Raw genomic sequence first — 15,277 nt, forward strand, 5'->3', positions numbered from 1 at the left:
GTCGGTGATCTTGGATGGTCGAGGTTAGGTGCCGAGGGTGCGCCAGGACTTCGATCGGGGAATTCCCTGCTGGTCCAGGAAGGTCTGGAAGGCGGTCGGCGGTCTCGGTGAAGGGGTTTCCTGGGTCACTGACCGAGTGCTGAGTCGTTCGATGTTCACGGCGATGGCTGTGAGTACGTGTTGCAGGTGGGCTTTCGGCTGTCCTCGGTAGCGGCAGCGGCGGATGCTGTGTCCGTGGGCGAACTCGTTGATGGTGCCCTCCACGCCGGAGCGGACTGCGTAGCGGGCCTTCCATTCGGGTGTCTGCTGCTCGGTGCGGACGCGGACTTGCAGGTCGCGGAGTTCTCGCGGGGGAAAGCCCACGTTGCGGGCGTTCTCGCGGGAGCTGGTGCATCGGGGGCGGTCCGGACAGGGCTGGCACTGGCTCTTGGTGAACCGTGCCACGATCAGGGGTGCCGCGGTGGGCGAGGAGGTCGGGTAGGGGCCGTGCCAGCCCGCGCTGACCTGGCCCTGGGGGCAGGTGACTTGTCGGCGGTCGAAGTCGATGTGGAAGTCGTCCCGGTCGAAGTCCTCGTTCCTGCGGTGCTGGCGGGTGGGGTTGCCCGGTAGCGGCCCGGTGACGGTGACCTGGTGTTCGCGGTCGGCTCGTTCCAGGTGGACCAGGGAGGTGTAGCCGCCGTCGACCAGGTGCTCGGCGGGCAGCAGCCCGCGACGAGCCAGGCGGGTGTGGATGCCGGGCAGGGCCTGGCTGTCGTTGGTGGCGGCCGACGTGGTGGCCACGTCCGTGATCACGTTGACGCTGTCAGAGGCACACGTCTCGGTGAGATGGGCGGCGAAGCCCTTCCAGCGGATGATGTGTCCATGCCGCACGTAGCGCGCCGTGATGTCGTAGGGAGAGACGATCGCCGAGGAGGAGGGCGGTAGCCCGTCGTCGTCGGTGGTGCGCCAGTGCAGGCGGCCTGCCGTGTCGCGGTAGTAGTGCTGCACCACGATCTGCCGTAGGGCCTCGGCTTGTGGGCCGGGCCGGTAGGCGGACCCGTCCCGGTGGAGTCGTTCCAGCAGTCGGCAGGCGTCGTTGCCGGCGGCGAGGATCCTGGTCTTGGGCCGGGTGGGGTTCTTGCCCAGGCGGACCGGGCGGCCATAGCGGCGCCCCCAGTCCTCGTCGACCAGGCCGATCAGCAGATGCCCGGCCGTGCGGGCCACTTCTTCAAGCGCGGCACGGACCGCCTCGGTGACCAGTTCCAGCCGGGTCAGGTCGCGCACCGCGGCCAGGACGTGGGTGGAGTCGGTGCGCTGCGTGGTGCGCTCGCCCACGAGGCCGGCCTCCTTCAGACGGGCGAGCACCAGATCCAGGAGTCGGTCGGCGCGGTCGTCCTGCGCGACGCGCTCGCGGAAGTCGGCCAGCACGCTGTGGTGGGAGCCGGGATCGTCCAGCTCCATGGCCATGGCGTACTTGAAATCGATGCGGCAGCGGACCGCTTCCGCTGCCTGCCGGTCCGACAGACCAAGCAGGAACTGCAGCACACAGACGGTGGCCAGTTGGGCAGGCGAGAGCCCGGGACGCCCGTCGCGCGGATACCAGTCGGCGAAGTCCTCGTCGCGCCACAACCCGTCCAGCCGGTCTCTGACCCACATCGCCGTCGTACCGGTCGGATTGCTTGCCCGTGCGATCTGCGCGGTCAGAGGCGGGACTTGCTCACCGGAGCGGGGATGGAGCGACAACGGACACCTCGGCAGCTGTATCGGCCTTCGAAACAGCACTGAGCATGCCCGCCGATCATGCTCGCGCACTGGGAAACACCAAGATCACCGACAGAGTCAAGCTAAGCGCTTGTTGCTGTAGGAGCCGTAGGAGGTGACACGGCGGATGCCACCGGGGCTTTCCAGCATGTGCGACCAGGCACGTTCGCGGTCGAACTCCGCTTCGGGGCGCTGGTTGCGTGTCGTCTTCGAGACGACTCTTTTCGTCGTCTGCAAGACGACGCTCTCTCCAATCATCATGCTCTGGGAGCGCCCCGGTTGGTCCTCACCGGCCATGTGATGGAATAGCAGATCCTGGGCAGGGGGGAAGCAGTGGCGGAGCGTAAGGCATCTCTTGTATTGGCAAGCGCGCTCCTGCTGGCGGCAACTGTGGTCACCGGCTGCGCCATCAGCCCCGTCGCCGACGCGAAGGCCGAGGCCTCGAAGACCCCCGAGATTCACACTGACACCGAGCCGCTGGCCAAGCGCCTACCGAAGCTAGGTCGGATCGTCTCGGCGCACTGGCAGCAGGACGCTCCCGGCGCGGACAGCCGAGTGCCCGGCCCTACGGACTACTACGTCAGCGCCCTCATGAAGCTCGACCCCGGGTCGGTGGCTGTCCTGACCGCGTCCACGCAGATGCAGCCGGCGGTCATCGGGACCGAGCCCGAAAGCATCTCCATTCCCGCCGAACTCGCCGAGTTCGCACCGGCGGGGGCGCAGTGGGTCCACAGCAGAGTGCTCGACGAGAGCTTGGTGCGCGCCGACTCTGCAAAGCTCTACTTTGACTCGGCCTCGGACACCGTCTACCTCTCCGCCACCAACGTGCACCTGCCGAATGGCGTCACGGTCCACGTCGGCCCGGACGGCAACCAGGTGACCATCACGCCCACGCCGTCGGCAACCACGCCATGAGCGGCCTCCAGAGCCAGGCCATGCCTCTCTGATCATCTGACGCGTTAGCTTGGTATGGGTGCTTGCGGGGGTCTGACCGACGAGGAATGGGCTCGGCTGGAGCCGCTTCTGCCGGTGAGCAACCGACGTTGTGGCAGGTGGAGGGACACCGATCTCGGAGCGCTTCACTCGCCCGCGCAGGAGCGGGGGTGGCGTCGATCGCATCTTGCGGCCCTCTGGGCGGTTCACTGGCTTCGCCCGCCGGGTGCCTGGGCCGGGGCGGGAGGCAGCGGTTGCTGTGGTGCCGCCTGCGGGGTGTGCTCTTGCTGCCGTACAGGCGGCCTCTGTTGCGCTTCGGCGCGAGCGAGGGTGGTGCGGCGTGCGGCTTCGGCGCGGGCGCGGTGGTGGATCCGGTGGGCGGCGGGTGTGGTCGAACTGCGGGGCGATTTGGGGGCCCAGGCCGGGGTGAAGGTGCGGTGCGCGAGCGGCGTCGGCTTGTCCGGGTTCGGCGGGTCGCCGGGGATGCAGTGGTCGCGGATGGCGGCGGCGGTGATGGCGGTGTCGGTGTGGGGCGGGGCGGGGTGTCCGTGGAGGGTGCGGGTGAGGTAGCGGCGGGCTTCGGCGAGCAGGTGGCGGTGGCGGAAGCGGCCGCCGTGGTGGACCGAGACAACCGCGGTGATCTCCAGAGCTGCGGCCGCGACGTCCACGGCGGTGCGGACGGTGGTGCGGATCGCTGCGGCGGCGAGGCGGGCCAGGCGCAGGAGGTTGTCGACGACCTCCTCGCCGACACGGGCAATGGCGCCGGCCCGCCAGCGTGCCCGCAACGCGGGCAGGAAGGCGCGTTCCATCATCCGGCGCCGGATTTTGGTGGTGAGGGGCTGACGGGTGCGTTCCTGGTACTGGCCGGCGAGTTCTGCCAGGCGGCGCATGGTCGCGGCGTTGCGGGTGGCGGCCCAGTCGATGAGCTGCTGTCGATGAGCTGCTCGGGAATTCCCGCGAGTTCCATCACGGGCCGCTGTCCGGCGGCCGGGTAGCGGGGCACGGTCGCCAGATCGAGCGCGCGGCAGATCTCTTCCAGGAGGCGTTGGTTGTAGAGCTCCGAGAGGGCGACGGCGTACTCGAGGAACGGGCGGGTGTGCAGGGTGCCCCACCGGTCGTCCTGGCGGCGGACCTTGACCGACAGCACCACGTGATCGTGGAGCAGCGGCTGACCGTCGCGGTTCTCGTAGTGGCGGAAGCGGGCGGCGATGACACCGGCACGGGCGCGTTGCACGGTGCTGTCGGCACCGACGCGTACCCACAGCAGTTCGGTCTCGGCGGTGGCCAGGACCTCGCCGGTGACGCGGGTCTGCAGGTCCTCGATGAGCCGCCGGACCGGCGGTGTGCCCAGCGCCCACAGGACCTGGACGCTGCCGGGCGGCCGGAACACGAGATCGGCCCCGGACCACTTCTGCACCCGGTACCCGAGCCGGGCCGCCCGGGCGGCTGCTGCGGGACTGTCGCCGGCGGCAAGACGGTCGGCAACGATGCGGTCCGCGTCCGGGTGGAGGCCTTCGCCGAACAGGTTCCGCATCTGCCCCTCGGTGACCCGCGCCCCGGCCACCAGGCCGACCGCGGGCAGCGCCCGGCCCATCCACACACCCGGCGGGACACCCGCATCCTCCTGCGCCTGCTCCAGGCTCTTCCCCCAGGGCCGACGTCCGTCACCGACCGCCACCTGACGCCCGTAGTACTTGTACGCGGAGCCCTGAACGGCAGTGGGAGAATTCCCTAGGTGCCGGTCCTGGCGATTGGGGTCTGGGTAGGGGGTTGGGTTGCGTCTGGATGAGCTGTTTCCGTCTGTGGCAGCGCAGCTGCCCTCTGTGAAGGTCACAGAGGGGGCCCTGTCCTCCCCGGAGGGCGTGATACAGATCGCGGGTGTGCTGCACCAACAGCAACGCCGGCTGGCGCAATCTCCGCATCTGCTCGAACAGTTCAGCTACGGGCTGCTGGAAGATATCCAGGCACTGGCTACCCGTGAGCCGTCGGTTCCTGAGCCGGCCCACACGGTGCTGGCCATGCTGGTCTGCTGGATCCCGGCGCGGCGCGGCTACGAGCACGCCCAGCCGACGGAGATGTGGCGGTGGTTGCATAGCGCAGTCGGCGCTCCGGTTCCCGTCGGAGCCGACGACACACAGATCGACACCGAGCCCTTGGCCCGGGCGCTGCAAGACCCGCTGTGGCGGGGAGCTTCCTCCATGGCGCTCACCATGCTTGCGCCGGTGCTGTTCTACCTGCACAACAACGCGCACAGCGCCGAGGAACTGGCCCGTCTGCTGTATCCCGTGGTCGTCAATATCTGCCGCGCGCAGCTGGCCACGGGCCAGGTGCTGGTCATAGAGGCCGCCTGCCATGTGGTGAAGTACGCGGTCTGGCAACAGCACCGCAAGGAAGCTTGTGAACTGGGGCATGCACTGGAGCGCCTGCTGTATGCGCATCCTGAGCACCCCATGGCCGGTGCGATCGCGGTGCTGCTGGCCGGGGAACAGCCTGCCGTCACGCACCGGGATCCAGCGGTGATCGCCCGGTGGGCTCTTGAGCATGTCGAGGTGAACCCGTTTGTCGTGCTGTCGCTCAAGACGGCATTGGCGGTCCGGATGACGGTCGAGGAGCGGGAGTCGTTCATGCCGGAGGTGTTGTGCCAGTTGCGTGAGGTGGCCGCGCTGGTGCGGCAGGAGTCTCAGGCTGCGCAGTTGTCGCGGGATCGTGGCGTGGTGCTGTCCATGCAGGGTCAGGTCGTGCACGCCCTGCTTCAGGAGGGCCAGAGGGAGCAGCTGATGCAGTGGTTGTCCGCCTGGCGAGGCGTCGGCCCTGAGGAAGAGTTCCGGGAGCGGTACGTCGTGCTGGCCAACGCGGGAAGTCGCGCCTGGTACCGGCCGGGCACCGCGCCTGTTCCTGACGATGACGCCTCGCTGGTGCGGCTGACCAAGGCGATGAACAGCGCTCTGGGGCGCTCCCTGGTTACGCGCGGCATGGGCGACGCCGCGCTGACCGTGCCGGCTGATGGACGCACCCGCACCGAGCACGCCGACGTGTTGGAAGCCGCGCTGCATGCCCATGTCGACGTGGCCGACCTGGCCGCGTTCGTCGGCGAGGAGGACGCCGGCGCGTTCATGTCGTTGCTGCCGTCGCTCATTCCGCTGCAGGCAATGCTGGCCCGGCACGGCGGTCCGGTGCTGCCCGTCTCGGTCAGCCTCCGGCAGCCGCTGCCGGACCGACGTGTGCGGTCCGTGCAGGTGTGGTGCGGTGACGCTCCCTTCGCACAGGCGGAGGGTGCCGTGCTGGAGACCGTATTCTCCTATGCTGGCATCCGGTGCGACCTGGTCGGGCCCGATGAGGTGGACCGTGAGCGGTTCCTGGACGCCTACCAGGACGATGCTTACGACGTGATCTGGGTGGCCGCGCATGGCTTGCATCCCCTCATGCAGCCCGACGACTCCGCTGTGTTGCTCACCTCCACCGAGCGGGTCTCGTTGCAGGACCTGGTGGACACTGCGGTGCCGTCGACGGGCGCCCGGCGCCTGCTCGTTCTCAACACCTGTGACAGTGCTGCGGCCAACACCCAGGGCGCGTTCGACGATTTCGGGCTGGCCCGTTCGGTCTCTGGTCCGGGGCAGGCGGTGGTGGGGCATCTGTGGCCCGTTCCAGGTGGCGCCGCTGTCGTCTTCGGTGCGCTTCTGGCGTGCGAGCTGGCGGATGGCAACGGGTTCGCCGACGCTTTTGCGTCGGCGTTGTGCGCGTTCCAGGAAGACTGGCACGTGCTAGCCCGGCGATTGGGTGACCGCGGGATCGGCGCCCAGGTAGCCGAGGCGCTCCATGATTTCCGCTCTCCGTGTCTCCTGGACTGGGCCAGCCCGGCTCTTCTGGTGTAGCGGCTACGGGCCCGACCGTCGATGGCCCCTGTGCGCTGTCGTCGGTTGCCTTCGCCCCAGTCATTCCGGGATTCCGACCGCCCGAGTTCGGGGCTGACCTGACGGGGCCTGCCATGGCACCGGGAGTGCGCCGGTGGAGCCAAAGCGGCGTGCAGGCCGGCCCTGCCAGCTGCGGTCTCTCGATTTCGTGTCAGTACGCGACCTGCGCCTATACAGCCCGGTGACAGTACCGACACCCCCGATCTCTCATCTCATGACAGTGGCAGCACGTCCGGCGAGCCCGACGTATGACTCACTGACCAGTACGTCCAGGCAACACACGGGGAACCCGCCACTGTCACACCATTCACTGACACGAAACCGAGAGATCGCAGCTGGCGTTCCACCTCGATGGCCACGAGCGGACTCCGGGATTCCCTTGGGGAAGATCGTGAAGTTCTGGCTGGGGAATTGCGCGAGCGTCCACACCACCCATCGATCACACCAACCCCCCGGCCGGCCATGGATCGGAACTCACGAAACTGAGACAGCATCACCCCACCCGCGATAAACACCCAGGACAGCAATCCCACACCGATCTCTCACACACAAGACAGTGACCCCACACCCCGAAACAGCCACCGACCAGCACCAACACACCAAGACCCACTGCCTCTCACACCACTGCCCCAAAACCAAGAGATCGCAGCGAGGCGATGGTGCCGGTCGGGCAGCACATGGCCAACCTGCGCCGGAAGGGCGGCCTCGGGAAGGACACGGAGCGGGCGGCGGAGCGCGCGCAGCAGCTGGCCGCGGTCGACCTGGAGTGGAACTGCCCGTGGCCGCTGGACTGGCAGCGGCACTACCGCGTCCTCGCGGACCTGGTCGACGCCGACGGCGTCCTGCCGGCCATCGAGCCGGGCGTGCTGTTCGAGGGTGACGACCTGGGCAAGTGGCTGGAGCGGCAGAAGAAGCCGGGCAACTGGGCGCAGCTGTCGACCGAGCAGCAGGAGCGGTTGTCGAAACTGGGCGTGCAGCCCACTGAGACACCCTCTCCCGCCCCGGCGGCCGGACGTGCGGCGAAGGGTTCGAGCAAGGCGCAGCAGGCGTTCCAGCGGGGTCTGGCGGCCCTCGCGCAGTGGGTGGAGCGGGAAGGGCCGGACCGGCCGGTGCCGCGCGGCCACAGCGAAGAGATCGCGGTCGGCGACGAGGCGGAGCCGGTGATTGTGAAGCTCGGCGTATGGACATCGAACACCCGCGCGAGGCGGGACAAGCTCACCCAGGAGCAGCGGGACGCCCTGCGGGAGCTGGGCATCCAGTGGGCATGACGGAAGCGACCAGCGCGGCCGGCGCCGTCGTGCCCGCCGCGGCCGGTAGCTCACCGGGCACCGCGCATCGAGCGCCGAGCGCATTACGGTTCTCCGATGAACCAGGATGAGATCCGTGACGAGTTGGTGAGTTCTGCACAGCGATGGGCTCGGACAGCTATCGACGCCTACGTCGAAGAGCCCGCGGACCAGGACTTCGCAGTCCATCACATGGCTGTGGCTGTCGAGCACCTGGCCAAGGCGTGTCTGGTATCCGTCGCACTCACGTTGCTGGCCAACACCAAGCCTTCTGTACAGGATCTGCTGGTACTGGGCGGCCAAGAAGACAAGGTAGAGACGGGGCGTGCCGGGCTCAGGACCGTCGGCGGTGCGGAGGCCGTAACGAGACTCGCACAAGTGGGGAAAGGCCAGGTGCCAACGCAACTTGCAGCGTTGAGGGATGCTCGCAACGGCATCACTCACATGGGGTGGGGGCGGCCCTCCAACGAGTGCAGGGAGCTGCTGACAGCCGGTGTGACGTACATCGATTCCCTGCTGCCCGTTCTAGCGAAGGAGCCGGATTGGTTCTGGGAGAGCCATTACGAGGTGTGCAAGAGCCTCGTAGAGAAAACGACGTCCGAGCTGAAATTGCGCTACGCGGCGAAGATCCGGCGGGCGAAGGAAACCTTCGCTAAGACAACAGAGCGCATGTCCAACAGCGAGAAGACGGCCGTGGTCGCAAGTCTGTCGGCAGCTCCACTGCCCAGCCGATGGCTTCTGCACGTGCCCACGCAGTGCCCGGCATGCGAAAGTCCTGCCTTCATCAGCGGGCGCGATAAAAGCGGCGATTACGGAGACATCTGGTTCTTCCCGCGCTACTTCGGGTGTCGGGTCTGCAAGCTCACGCTGACCGGACCGGAACTGGACCTCGCGGACATGAAAGCCCAGTCACTTCGCACGGAGGAGGAGCTGGATCCAGACTGGGAACCCGACTTCGACTTCATGTGACATTCCCGGTGTTCCTAGCGCGCGACGGCGGGGCCGCGTGACGAAGGCGCAGCAGGCGTTCCAGCGCGGCCTGGTGCCCCTCTCGCGCGATGGGCCCCGCGAGAGGGGCAGCTGCCGATCCCGCCGGGCCACGCCGAGGGGATCGCGGTCAACGGCGGGACGGAGCCGATGGTCGTAAAACTGGATGAGTGGGTCTCGAAACACCAAATCGAGACGGGGCAAGCTCGCCCAGGAGCAACTGGACGCCCTGCGGAAGCTGGGCGTGGAGTGGGCCTGACACCGACCCGCGCGGGCGTTGGAGCAATCGGACACACCAGCGCACAGAGAGGGCCCAGGCTGCCATAACAGCGCCCGGGGCCTCGTGCTCCGGAACCTAGTCCTGTGGATAGCTGAGTGTTACGAAGAGCGGTCGGGGGAACGGCCCAGGAGTGCGCGGAAGAAGTCAGCAACCACAAGCTGGGCTCGATCACGGTCACGTAGTTCATCGTGGCCGAACCGGAACACCTCGTATCCGCGGAATTTTAGATCGCGGTCGCCAGCCATGGTCGCGGCGTACTTTGCGCTGTCGGGCTTGGAACCTCCGTTGCGGGTGTAGTGCTGCATGCCGTCGACTTCCAGAACGACGCGTCGGTTCCCGGGCAGCAGCATGAGAAAGTCCATGCGGAGGTTCTGCTGGGCGCGCTCGCCGCGCTCACGGGAGGAGGGCGAGTCGCCCGACGAGGAGTCTCCTGAGTGACGGCCGCCCGGCAGCCGCCGGGGGCGTGGGGCCGACGACGTGAACACCCAGGCCCCTGGTAAGAGAATGGCAAGAGGCTGGTAAAGTCCGCTCACTTGGGCAGGGGCAGGGGCCCTCGCCGGGAGGGACTCTCACGTGGGCAGACATGCCCTGGGACGGGGCGGTCTGACCGTCGCCGTCTCCGCACTCTCGGTCGCCGTCGCGGCCGTCACCGTGGTCTCGGGGGGCGGCGAGCCGGCCCGCGCGGCCACCGCACAGACAGCGGGAACGACGGAGATTCTCCTTCAGGACCCACGCACGGAAACGACGCGTTCGGACCGCGTGCTCGCGGCCGGCGAGACCGGCTTCCTGCACCGGCAGGCCGGTGGAGCCGGGCTGCTCTGGACGAACTACGAGGACGGCGGCACCATCACCGTCACCACCCCGCCCGGCAACGCCGGTGCGGGCCAGCCGTACCAGCCGACCACCACCAGCTGCTACGACATCAGCGCCACCTGCCCCTCGGGCACGTTCGGACAGGGCGCCGACACCGTCGCGCTCCCGCACCGGTCGTACACCGAACCCGTCTCACTGTGGACGCCCGGCGGAGCGGACGGCGGCACGCTGCGCACGCTGGACATGCCGCGGCTGGACTACGTCGGCACGTACGGCGGGACTGTCGTGGCGGCCGAGCAGAACACCAGCGTCGACGGCTCGCCCCGGCCCGGCACCGGGCTGGAACTGCTGGACTACGTCGACGGCAAGCAGCGCACCCGCGTGGTGACCGGAGGCCCGGCCGACAAGGTCTGGAAGACGGGCGTCACCTCCGTGCGCACCGGAGACACCAAGGGCGCGCTGCTCGCGTACCCGGGCGCCGCCGACTCGACCGGCGCCGCGACCTTCGACATCCACTACCTCGACTTCGCCACCGCGGAGCTCACCCAGGTCTTCTCCGGCGCCGGGAGCGGGCTGTCACTCTCCCTCTCCGGTGACCGGATCGGCTGGTACACCCCGGCCGCGGGCCTGCACCTCCGGTCCCGCGCGGACCTCGCCGCCGAGGAGACGGTCCCGGTGGCGGGCAACGGCACGGCCGGCTCCCCTGTGCTCGTCGGGAACTGGCTCGTCCTGGTGGCGGACCGGGGCCCCGTCACGGCCGTCTCGCTGACCGACGGCACCACGAAGACCCTGCTGACCCGCTCGTACGGCGACCCCGTCGCCGCCCCCGACGGCTCCGCCCTCGTCACCGGCGGCACGAGCACCACCGACTGGTGGGTGCAGCGCGTCGTCCAGGGCGCCGACGGCACCCCGCGGCTGGAGAAGGTGGCCAAGGTGCCGCCGTACGAGAACCCCAAGACGGGCCTCGCGCTCAGCCGGGGCAGCCTGCGCGTGGCGGAGCGCGACCCCGCCGTCAGCAGCACTATGGACGCCACGTCCGTGCGCACGCTGACGACGAACGGCAGCACCACGCTCACCGCGTCCGACGCCACGGCCGGCGACAAGGTCTCGGCCGTGTGCCCGTACCCGGGCACCTCCTGCTCGGCGATGTGGGGCAACAAGGTCACCGCCCCCCGGGACGCCTACCTCGAGACGTTCTACGACGCCGACGAGGGCGGATCGGGTCTGTCGGACGCGGACCGGGTGGCCCGCGTCGGCGACGGCTCGGGCGTTCCCGACCTTGAGTTCGGCACCGAGAAGGGCGCGATCGTCGACGTGTCCGACGACTACGCGGTCTACAACTCGGGCGGCTCCGCCCCGATGCAGTACGTGGGCCACTTCGGCTACGGCCAGAAGCTGAAGCGCTCGGTCCGCGCCGCGGCCCTGAACGGGCCCGTCCTGTGGAGCGCCACCGCCACCGCCGGCCAGGTCACCTCCTACAGCCTCACCACGGACAAGACCCTCACCACGGTCACGGTCCCCGGCGCCGGCTGTGTGCCGACCGAGCTGCAGGCGGCGGGCCGCTGGCTGTACTGGGCCTGCGGCACGGCCTCAGCGGGCGTGTACGACACCAAGGCCGGCACGTCCGCCGCCGTAGCCCCCGGTGACGTGCTGCTCGGCGACGGCTTCACCGTCCGCCACGACCACGCCGCCGACGAGCTGGTCCTCACCGACGCGGCCACCGGCGCCACCCGCGTGGTCGCCGCGAAGGTTCCGGACACCGGTCTGGCCGCCGACCGCCGCTACCGCTGGACGGTCGACGAGTACACGGGCCTGGTCGCCTGGTTCGACGCGTTCGAGCAGACGCACGTCGCCACCACCGGCGTGACCCCGTCCGCCCTGACCGCATTCGACTCGAGCGCCGACAGCTACGCCGCGCCTTCCACCGCCGACTCCTGGACGGGTTCGTGGCTGCTGTCCCGCCCTGTCGGCTCCTGGTCGCTCACCTTCACCTCGGTGGAGAGCGGCGAGACCGGAAAGGCGAGCCGCTCGGTCACCGGCGGTGCGAGCGCCGCCCGGGTCTCGGCGGGCTGGAACGGCAAGACCGCGAGCGGGGCCCGCTTCCCCAACGGCCGGTTCACCTGGACCCTGAAGGCGACGGGCCTGAACACGTCCACCGCCACCACCGTGGCGACCGGCAGCGGCTTCCTCAACAACGGGGCACCGGTACGGCACGACTTCGGCAGCCCCGACGGCCCGGACGGCACTGGCGACCTGCTGACCCTCAACTCCTCGGGCGCCCTGACCTTCCAGAGGGGCACGGGCACGGGGACGTTCTCGAGCAAGGTCAGCGGCAGCGGCTGGGCGACCAGCGTCAAGGCGGTCCCGTTCGGCGACCTGAGCGGGGACCGGTGCAACGACGTCCTGGTGCGCTACAGCAGCGGGGCCCTGCGCCTGTACAAGCCTGGCTGCGGCGCGGCGCTCAAGCCGACGACGTCGTACACCACGCTGGCGACCAGCGGCTGGACCCAGTACGACGTGCTGACCTCTCCGGGTGACATCAGCGGTGACGGCCGGCCCGACCTGATCGCGCGCAACGCCTCGACCGGCGCGGTGTACCTGTACAAGGGCACCAGCACGGGCAAGCTGTCCGCGCGCGTGAAGCTGTACGACAGCTGGAAGGGCTACAAGAAGATCGTCGGCACCGGTGACCTCAACGGTGACGGCATCGGCGACCTGGTCGTCCAGGACACCTCGAACACCCTGTACCGCTACAACGGCACCGGCAAGGGCACGTTCGGCGCCCGCGCCAAGGTGTTCGGCAACTGGGGCGGCACGTACAACGCCGTCGTCGGTGTCGGCGACCTCAACCGTGACGGCAAGGCGGACATCGTCGTCCGGGACAGCGCGGGCAAGCTGTACCGCAACTACGGTGACGGGAAGGGGTCGTTCGGGTCCCGTACCCAGATCGCCACCGGCTGGGGCGGGTACAAGGCCCTCTCCTAGCAACCTGTGGGGCTCGGAAAGTCGACGCTGCAGGTCAAGCCGCATAGCGGTACTCGTTAATGGCGCCGCCGAGGATGCGGGTGCGCAGGAGTCTGCGGACTTCGAGGTCGTGCACGGTGATGGGCTGCTGGTCGGCGCCCGGAGGTAGTTGGTTGCGTGCTCGGTGGGGGCGGTGCTCGTTGTAGTGCCGCTCGTAGGCGGCCAGGACGTGCCGGGCGTGGGCCTCGTTCATGATGAGGACATGGTCGAGGGCCTCACGCCGGATGCTGCCGATCACCCGCTCACAGTGGGCGTTCATCCGAGGAGCTCGCGGTGCACTCTCGAGGATCTCCATCTCCTCGGCCTCGAAGACGGCGTCGAAGGACTGGCCGTACTTGCCGTCGCGGTCACGTAGGAGGAAGCGCAGGGGTTCCATGCGCGTGCAGAGGTCGGCGGTCAGGTTCCGCGCCTGTTGCACTGCCCACTCGCGGGTGGGGTGGGCGGTGATGCCGGCGATGTGTAGGCGCCGGGTGCCGTGTTCGAGGAACGCCAGCGCGTACAGGCGTCTGCCGAGGACAGTGTCGATATGCAAGAAGTCGACGGCGATGATGCCCTGGGCCTGGTTCATGAGGAACTCCCGCCAGGTCGGGCCGGCGCGGCGTGGGGCCAGGTCGATGCCCGCCGCGTGGAGGATCTTCCATACCGTGGATGCGGCGATGGGGTGTCCGAGTCGGGCCAGCTCGCCTTGGATCCGCCGGTGCCCCCACTGTGCGTTCTCTCGAGCGAGCTGCAGGATCGGCATTGTCAACTTGAGCTGGCAACCTGGGAGCTGGGATGATCGCCGGGTTTGTTGATCGCCGGGGAGGGGCTGGCCGTGGGGGCCGAGGCGGCAGTGTCGTACAAGGGGTTCCGGTTCCCGGCGGAGGTCATCGCCCACGCGGTGTGGCTGTACCACCGCTTCCTGCTCTCCTTCCGCGAGGTCGAGGAGCTGCTGATGGCCCGTGGGATCACCGTCTCCCACGAGGCGGTCCGCCGGTGGTGCGACCGGTTCGGGCCCCAGTACGCGGCCGCGTTGCGCCGCCGCCGGCCGCAGGCCGGCGACAAGTGGCATCTCGATGAGGTGTTCATCAAGGTCAACGGGGTGCGGCAATACCTATGGCGCGCGGTGGACCAGGACGGAAACGTGCTGGACATTCTGGTGCAGTCCAAGCGGGACGCGAAGGCCGCGAAGCGGTTCATGGCCAAGCTCATGAAGAAGCAGCGCCGGGTACCCCGGGTGCTGGTGACCGACAAGTGCCGCTCCTACAGGCCGGCTCACCGGGAACTGATGAGTTCGGTGGAACACCGCTCGCACAAGGGGCTGAACAACCGGGCGGAGAACTCGCACCAGCCCACCCGACAGCGCGAACGGGCCATGAAAGGCTTCCGCTCGCCCGGAGCGACCCAGCGGTTCCTCGCCGCGTTCAGCCGGATCTCGCCCCATTTCCGGCCCCGACGCCACCTCATGAGCGCAGCCGAGTACCGCGCCGAGATGACCGTCCGCTTCACCATCTGGAACCGGATCACAGGTGCGACCGCCCTGCCTACCGCGGCCTGACACAAGGACCGCCGCCCGGCCCCTCCACGGCCACACACACCCTCAGCCAGACACCGACTGGTCAAGTTGACAACGCCCGCCCGCGGTATCGGCGGCCTGTGCTGTTCCGGTTGTCGTGAGAAGTGTCGATGCGGCAACTGCGCCGGTGGCGCCCAAAAGTGCTCGCCGAGACATGCCTGACACAGTCCTCCCCCTGCCTTGATGACCCTCCCTGCGAGGGCTCGCGGCTGACGTTACAGCCACGTCTTCGCCGTGGAAGGACCATTGCGGTGTCTCGGGGCCCGGTGCCGGAAGCTCCGCTGCGGGGTGGCCCTTCGGCCTGCCCAGGATGTCGGGCACGGTGTCAGGCGACGTCCAGCAGGGCAGCGGTCACGAACGCCTCCGCCTGAGTCTCCGACCACTTCCCGTACGGCACGCTGGCCTGAGTCAGGGAGTGCCGCAGGCAGAGCGCTGCGTCTTTCAGGGGCGCGGCCTGGCGGTCGCCCTCATCCGCTGCCTCCTGAAGGGCGCGGCGGGCCACGTACACGGCCGTCTCCGGGTCCACCGAGTGAACCCACTTCCGTGCCGTGATCACGTCCACGTAGAGGTCAGACCAGCGCAGATTGTCCGCGCCGAATTGCTGGCCGTGGTGGCGCAGGTTGAGCGCCAGGGCATGGCGGATGGCACCGGTCACGCCCGAAGGGCCCGCGGTGGTGCGTGTTCAGGTTCTCGCCGTCCTACGTCTCGGGCGCACTGCAGCATCGCCCCGGCGGCCAGGGGCCCGCCG

The 15,277-nt window shown here is 68.9% G+C and carries 11 protein-coding genes and 2 pseudogenes; 6 read left to right on the forward strand and 7 right to left on the reverse strand.

What is annotated here, in order from left to right:
- Nucleotides 1-24: 24 nt before the first annotated feature.
- The gene (locus OG972_RS45435) at nt 25-1,722 is read right to left on the reverse strand and encodes an IS1182 family transposase (protein WP_266992519.1); all 1,698 of its coding nucleotides are present in this window, start codon (nt 1,720-1,722) and stop codon (nt 25-27) included.
- A 96-nt stretch (nt 1,723-1,818) separates the two neighbouring features.
- Complete coding sequence (locus tag OG972_RS45440) at nt 1,819-2,037, reverse strand: hypothetical protein (RefSeq protein ID WP_266992521.1); 219 nt, start codon at nt 2,035-2,037, stop codon at nt 1,819-1,821.
- A gap of 36 nt (nt 2,038-2,073) precedes the next feature.
- Here OG972_RS45440 and OG972_RS45445 point away from each other — a divergent pair, with 36 nt between their 5' ends.
- Nucleotides 2,074-2,655, forward strand: a complete 582-nt coding sequence (locus OG972_RS45445) for a hypothetical protein (protein WP_266992523.1) — start codon at nt 2,074-2,076, stop codon at nt 2,653-2,655.
- A 224-nt stretch (nt 2,656-2,879) separates the two neighbouring features.
- On the opposite strand, the gene OG972_RS45450 is transcribed toward OG972_RS45445, so the two are convergent.
- On the reverse strand, nt 2,880-3,563 hold the full coding sequence (locus OG972_RS45450) for a hypothetical protein (RefSeq protein WP_266992525.1): 684 nt from the start codon (nt 3,561-3,563) through the stop codon (nt 2,880-2,882).
- Nucleotides 3,482-4,507 carry a MobF family relaxase gene (gene mobF / locus OG972_RS45455; protein WP_266992527.1) on the reverse strand — a complete coding sequence of 342 codons (1,026 nt, stop codon included), beginning with the start codon at nt 4,505-4,507 and terminating at the stop codon, nt 3,482-3,484. Before mobF ends, OG972_RS45450 begins: the two co-directional genes overlap by 82 nt.
- Here mobF and OG972_RS45460 point away from each other — a divergent pair.
- The 3 genes and pseudogenes from OG972_RS45460 to OG972_RS45470 all read left to right on the forward strand — a co-directional run bounded on the left by OG972_RS45460 (nt 4,449) and on the right by OG972_RS45470 (nt 8,839).
- Complete coding sequence (locus OG972_RS45460; RefSeq protein WP_266992529.1) at nt 4,449-6,545, forward strand: CHAT domain-containing protein; 2,097 nt, start codon at nt 4,449-4,451, stop codon at nt 6,543-6,545. The two genes, mobF and OG972_RS45460, sit on opposite strands and share 59 nt — an antisense overlap.
- A gap of 689 nt (nt 6,546-7,234) precedes the next feature.
- Nucleotides 7,235-7,852: pseudogene (locus tag OG972_RS45465) on the forward strand (helicase associated domain-containing protein); the annotation flags it as partial.
- 96 nt (nt 7,853-7,948) lie between these two features.
- The gene (locus OG972_RS45470; RefSeq protein ID WP_266992531.1) at nt 7,949-8,839 is read left to right on the forward strand and encodes a hypothetical protein; all 891 of its coding nucleotides are present in this window, start codon (nt 7,949-7,951) and stop codon (nt 8,837-8,839) included.
- A 396-nt stretch (nt 8,840-9,235) separates the two neighbouring features.
- Here OG972_RS45470 and OG972_RS45480 read toward each other — a convergent pair whose 3' ends face one another.
- The gene (locus OG972_RS45480) at nt 9,236-9,499 is read right to left on the reverse strand and encodes a hypothetical protein (RefSeq protein WP_266992533.1); all 264 of its coding nucleotides are present in this window, start codon (nt 9,497-9,499) and stop codon (nt 9,236-9,238) included.
- Nucleotides 9,500-9,710: 211 nt separating this feature from the next.
- On the opposite strand from OG972_RS45480, the gene OG972_RS45485 reads away from it, so the two are divergent.
- Complete coding sequence (locus OG972_RS45485; RefSeq protein WP_266992535.1) at nt 9,711-12,935, forward strand: VCBS repeat-containing protein; 3,225 nt, start codon at nt 9,711-9,713, stop codon at nt 12,933-12,935.
- A gap of 34 nt (nt 12,936-12,969) precedes the next feature.
- Here OG972_RS45485 and OG972_RS45490 read toward each other — a convergent pair.
- Nucleotides 12,970-13,710, reverse strand: a pseudogene (locus tag OG972_RS45490) (integrase core domain-containing protein); the annotation flags it as partial.
- A 78-nt stretch (nt 13,711-13,788) separates the two neighbouring features.
- Between OG972_RS45490 and OG972_RS45495 the strand changes: the two are divergent.
- Nucleotides 13,789-14,511: an IS6 family transposase gene (locus OG972_RS45495; RefSeq protein WP_266993022.1), complete on the forward strand. Its 723-nt coding sequence runs from the start codon at nt 13,789-13,791 to the stop codon at nt 14,509-14,511.
- A gap of 343 nt (nt 14,512-14,854) precedes the next feature.
- Here OG972_RS45495 and OG972_RS45500 read toward each other — a convergent pair whose 3' ends face one another.
- Nucleotides 14,855-15,184: a hypothetical protein gene (locus OG972_RS45500; RefSeq protein ID WP_266992537.1), complete on the reverse strand. Its 330-nt coding sequence runs from the start codon at nt 15,182-15,184 to the stop codon at nt 14,855-14,857.
- Nucleotides 15,185-15,277 lie beyond the last annotated feature (93 nt).

The organism is Streptomyces sp. NBC_01669 (assembly GCF_026339735.1).
Lineage (GTDB): Bacteria > Actinomycetota > Actinomycetes > Streptomycetales > Streptomycetaceae > Streptomyces > Streptomyces yanii.

What these genes read in the sequence shown, in the direction of transcription:
- OG972_RS45440 (WP_266992521.1), bottom strand. Translation starts at nt 2,037, where the DNA reads ATGGCCGGTGAGGACCAACCGGGGCGCTCCCAGAGCATGATGATTGGA.
- OG972_RS45450 (WP_266992525.1), bottom strand. Translation starts at nt 3,563, where the DNA reads ATGCGCCGCCTGGCAGAACTCGCCGGCCAGTACCAGGAACGCACCCGT.
- OG972_RS45470 (WP_266992531.1), top strand. Translation starts at nt 7,949, where the DNA reads ATGAACCAGGATGAGATCCGTGACGAGTTGGTGAGTTCTGCACAGCGA.
- OG972_RS45480 (WP_266992533.1), bottom strand. Translation starts at nt 9,499, where the DNA reads ATGGACTTTCTCATGCTGCTGCCCGGGAACCGACGCGTCGTTCTGGAA.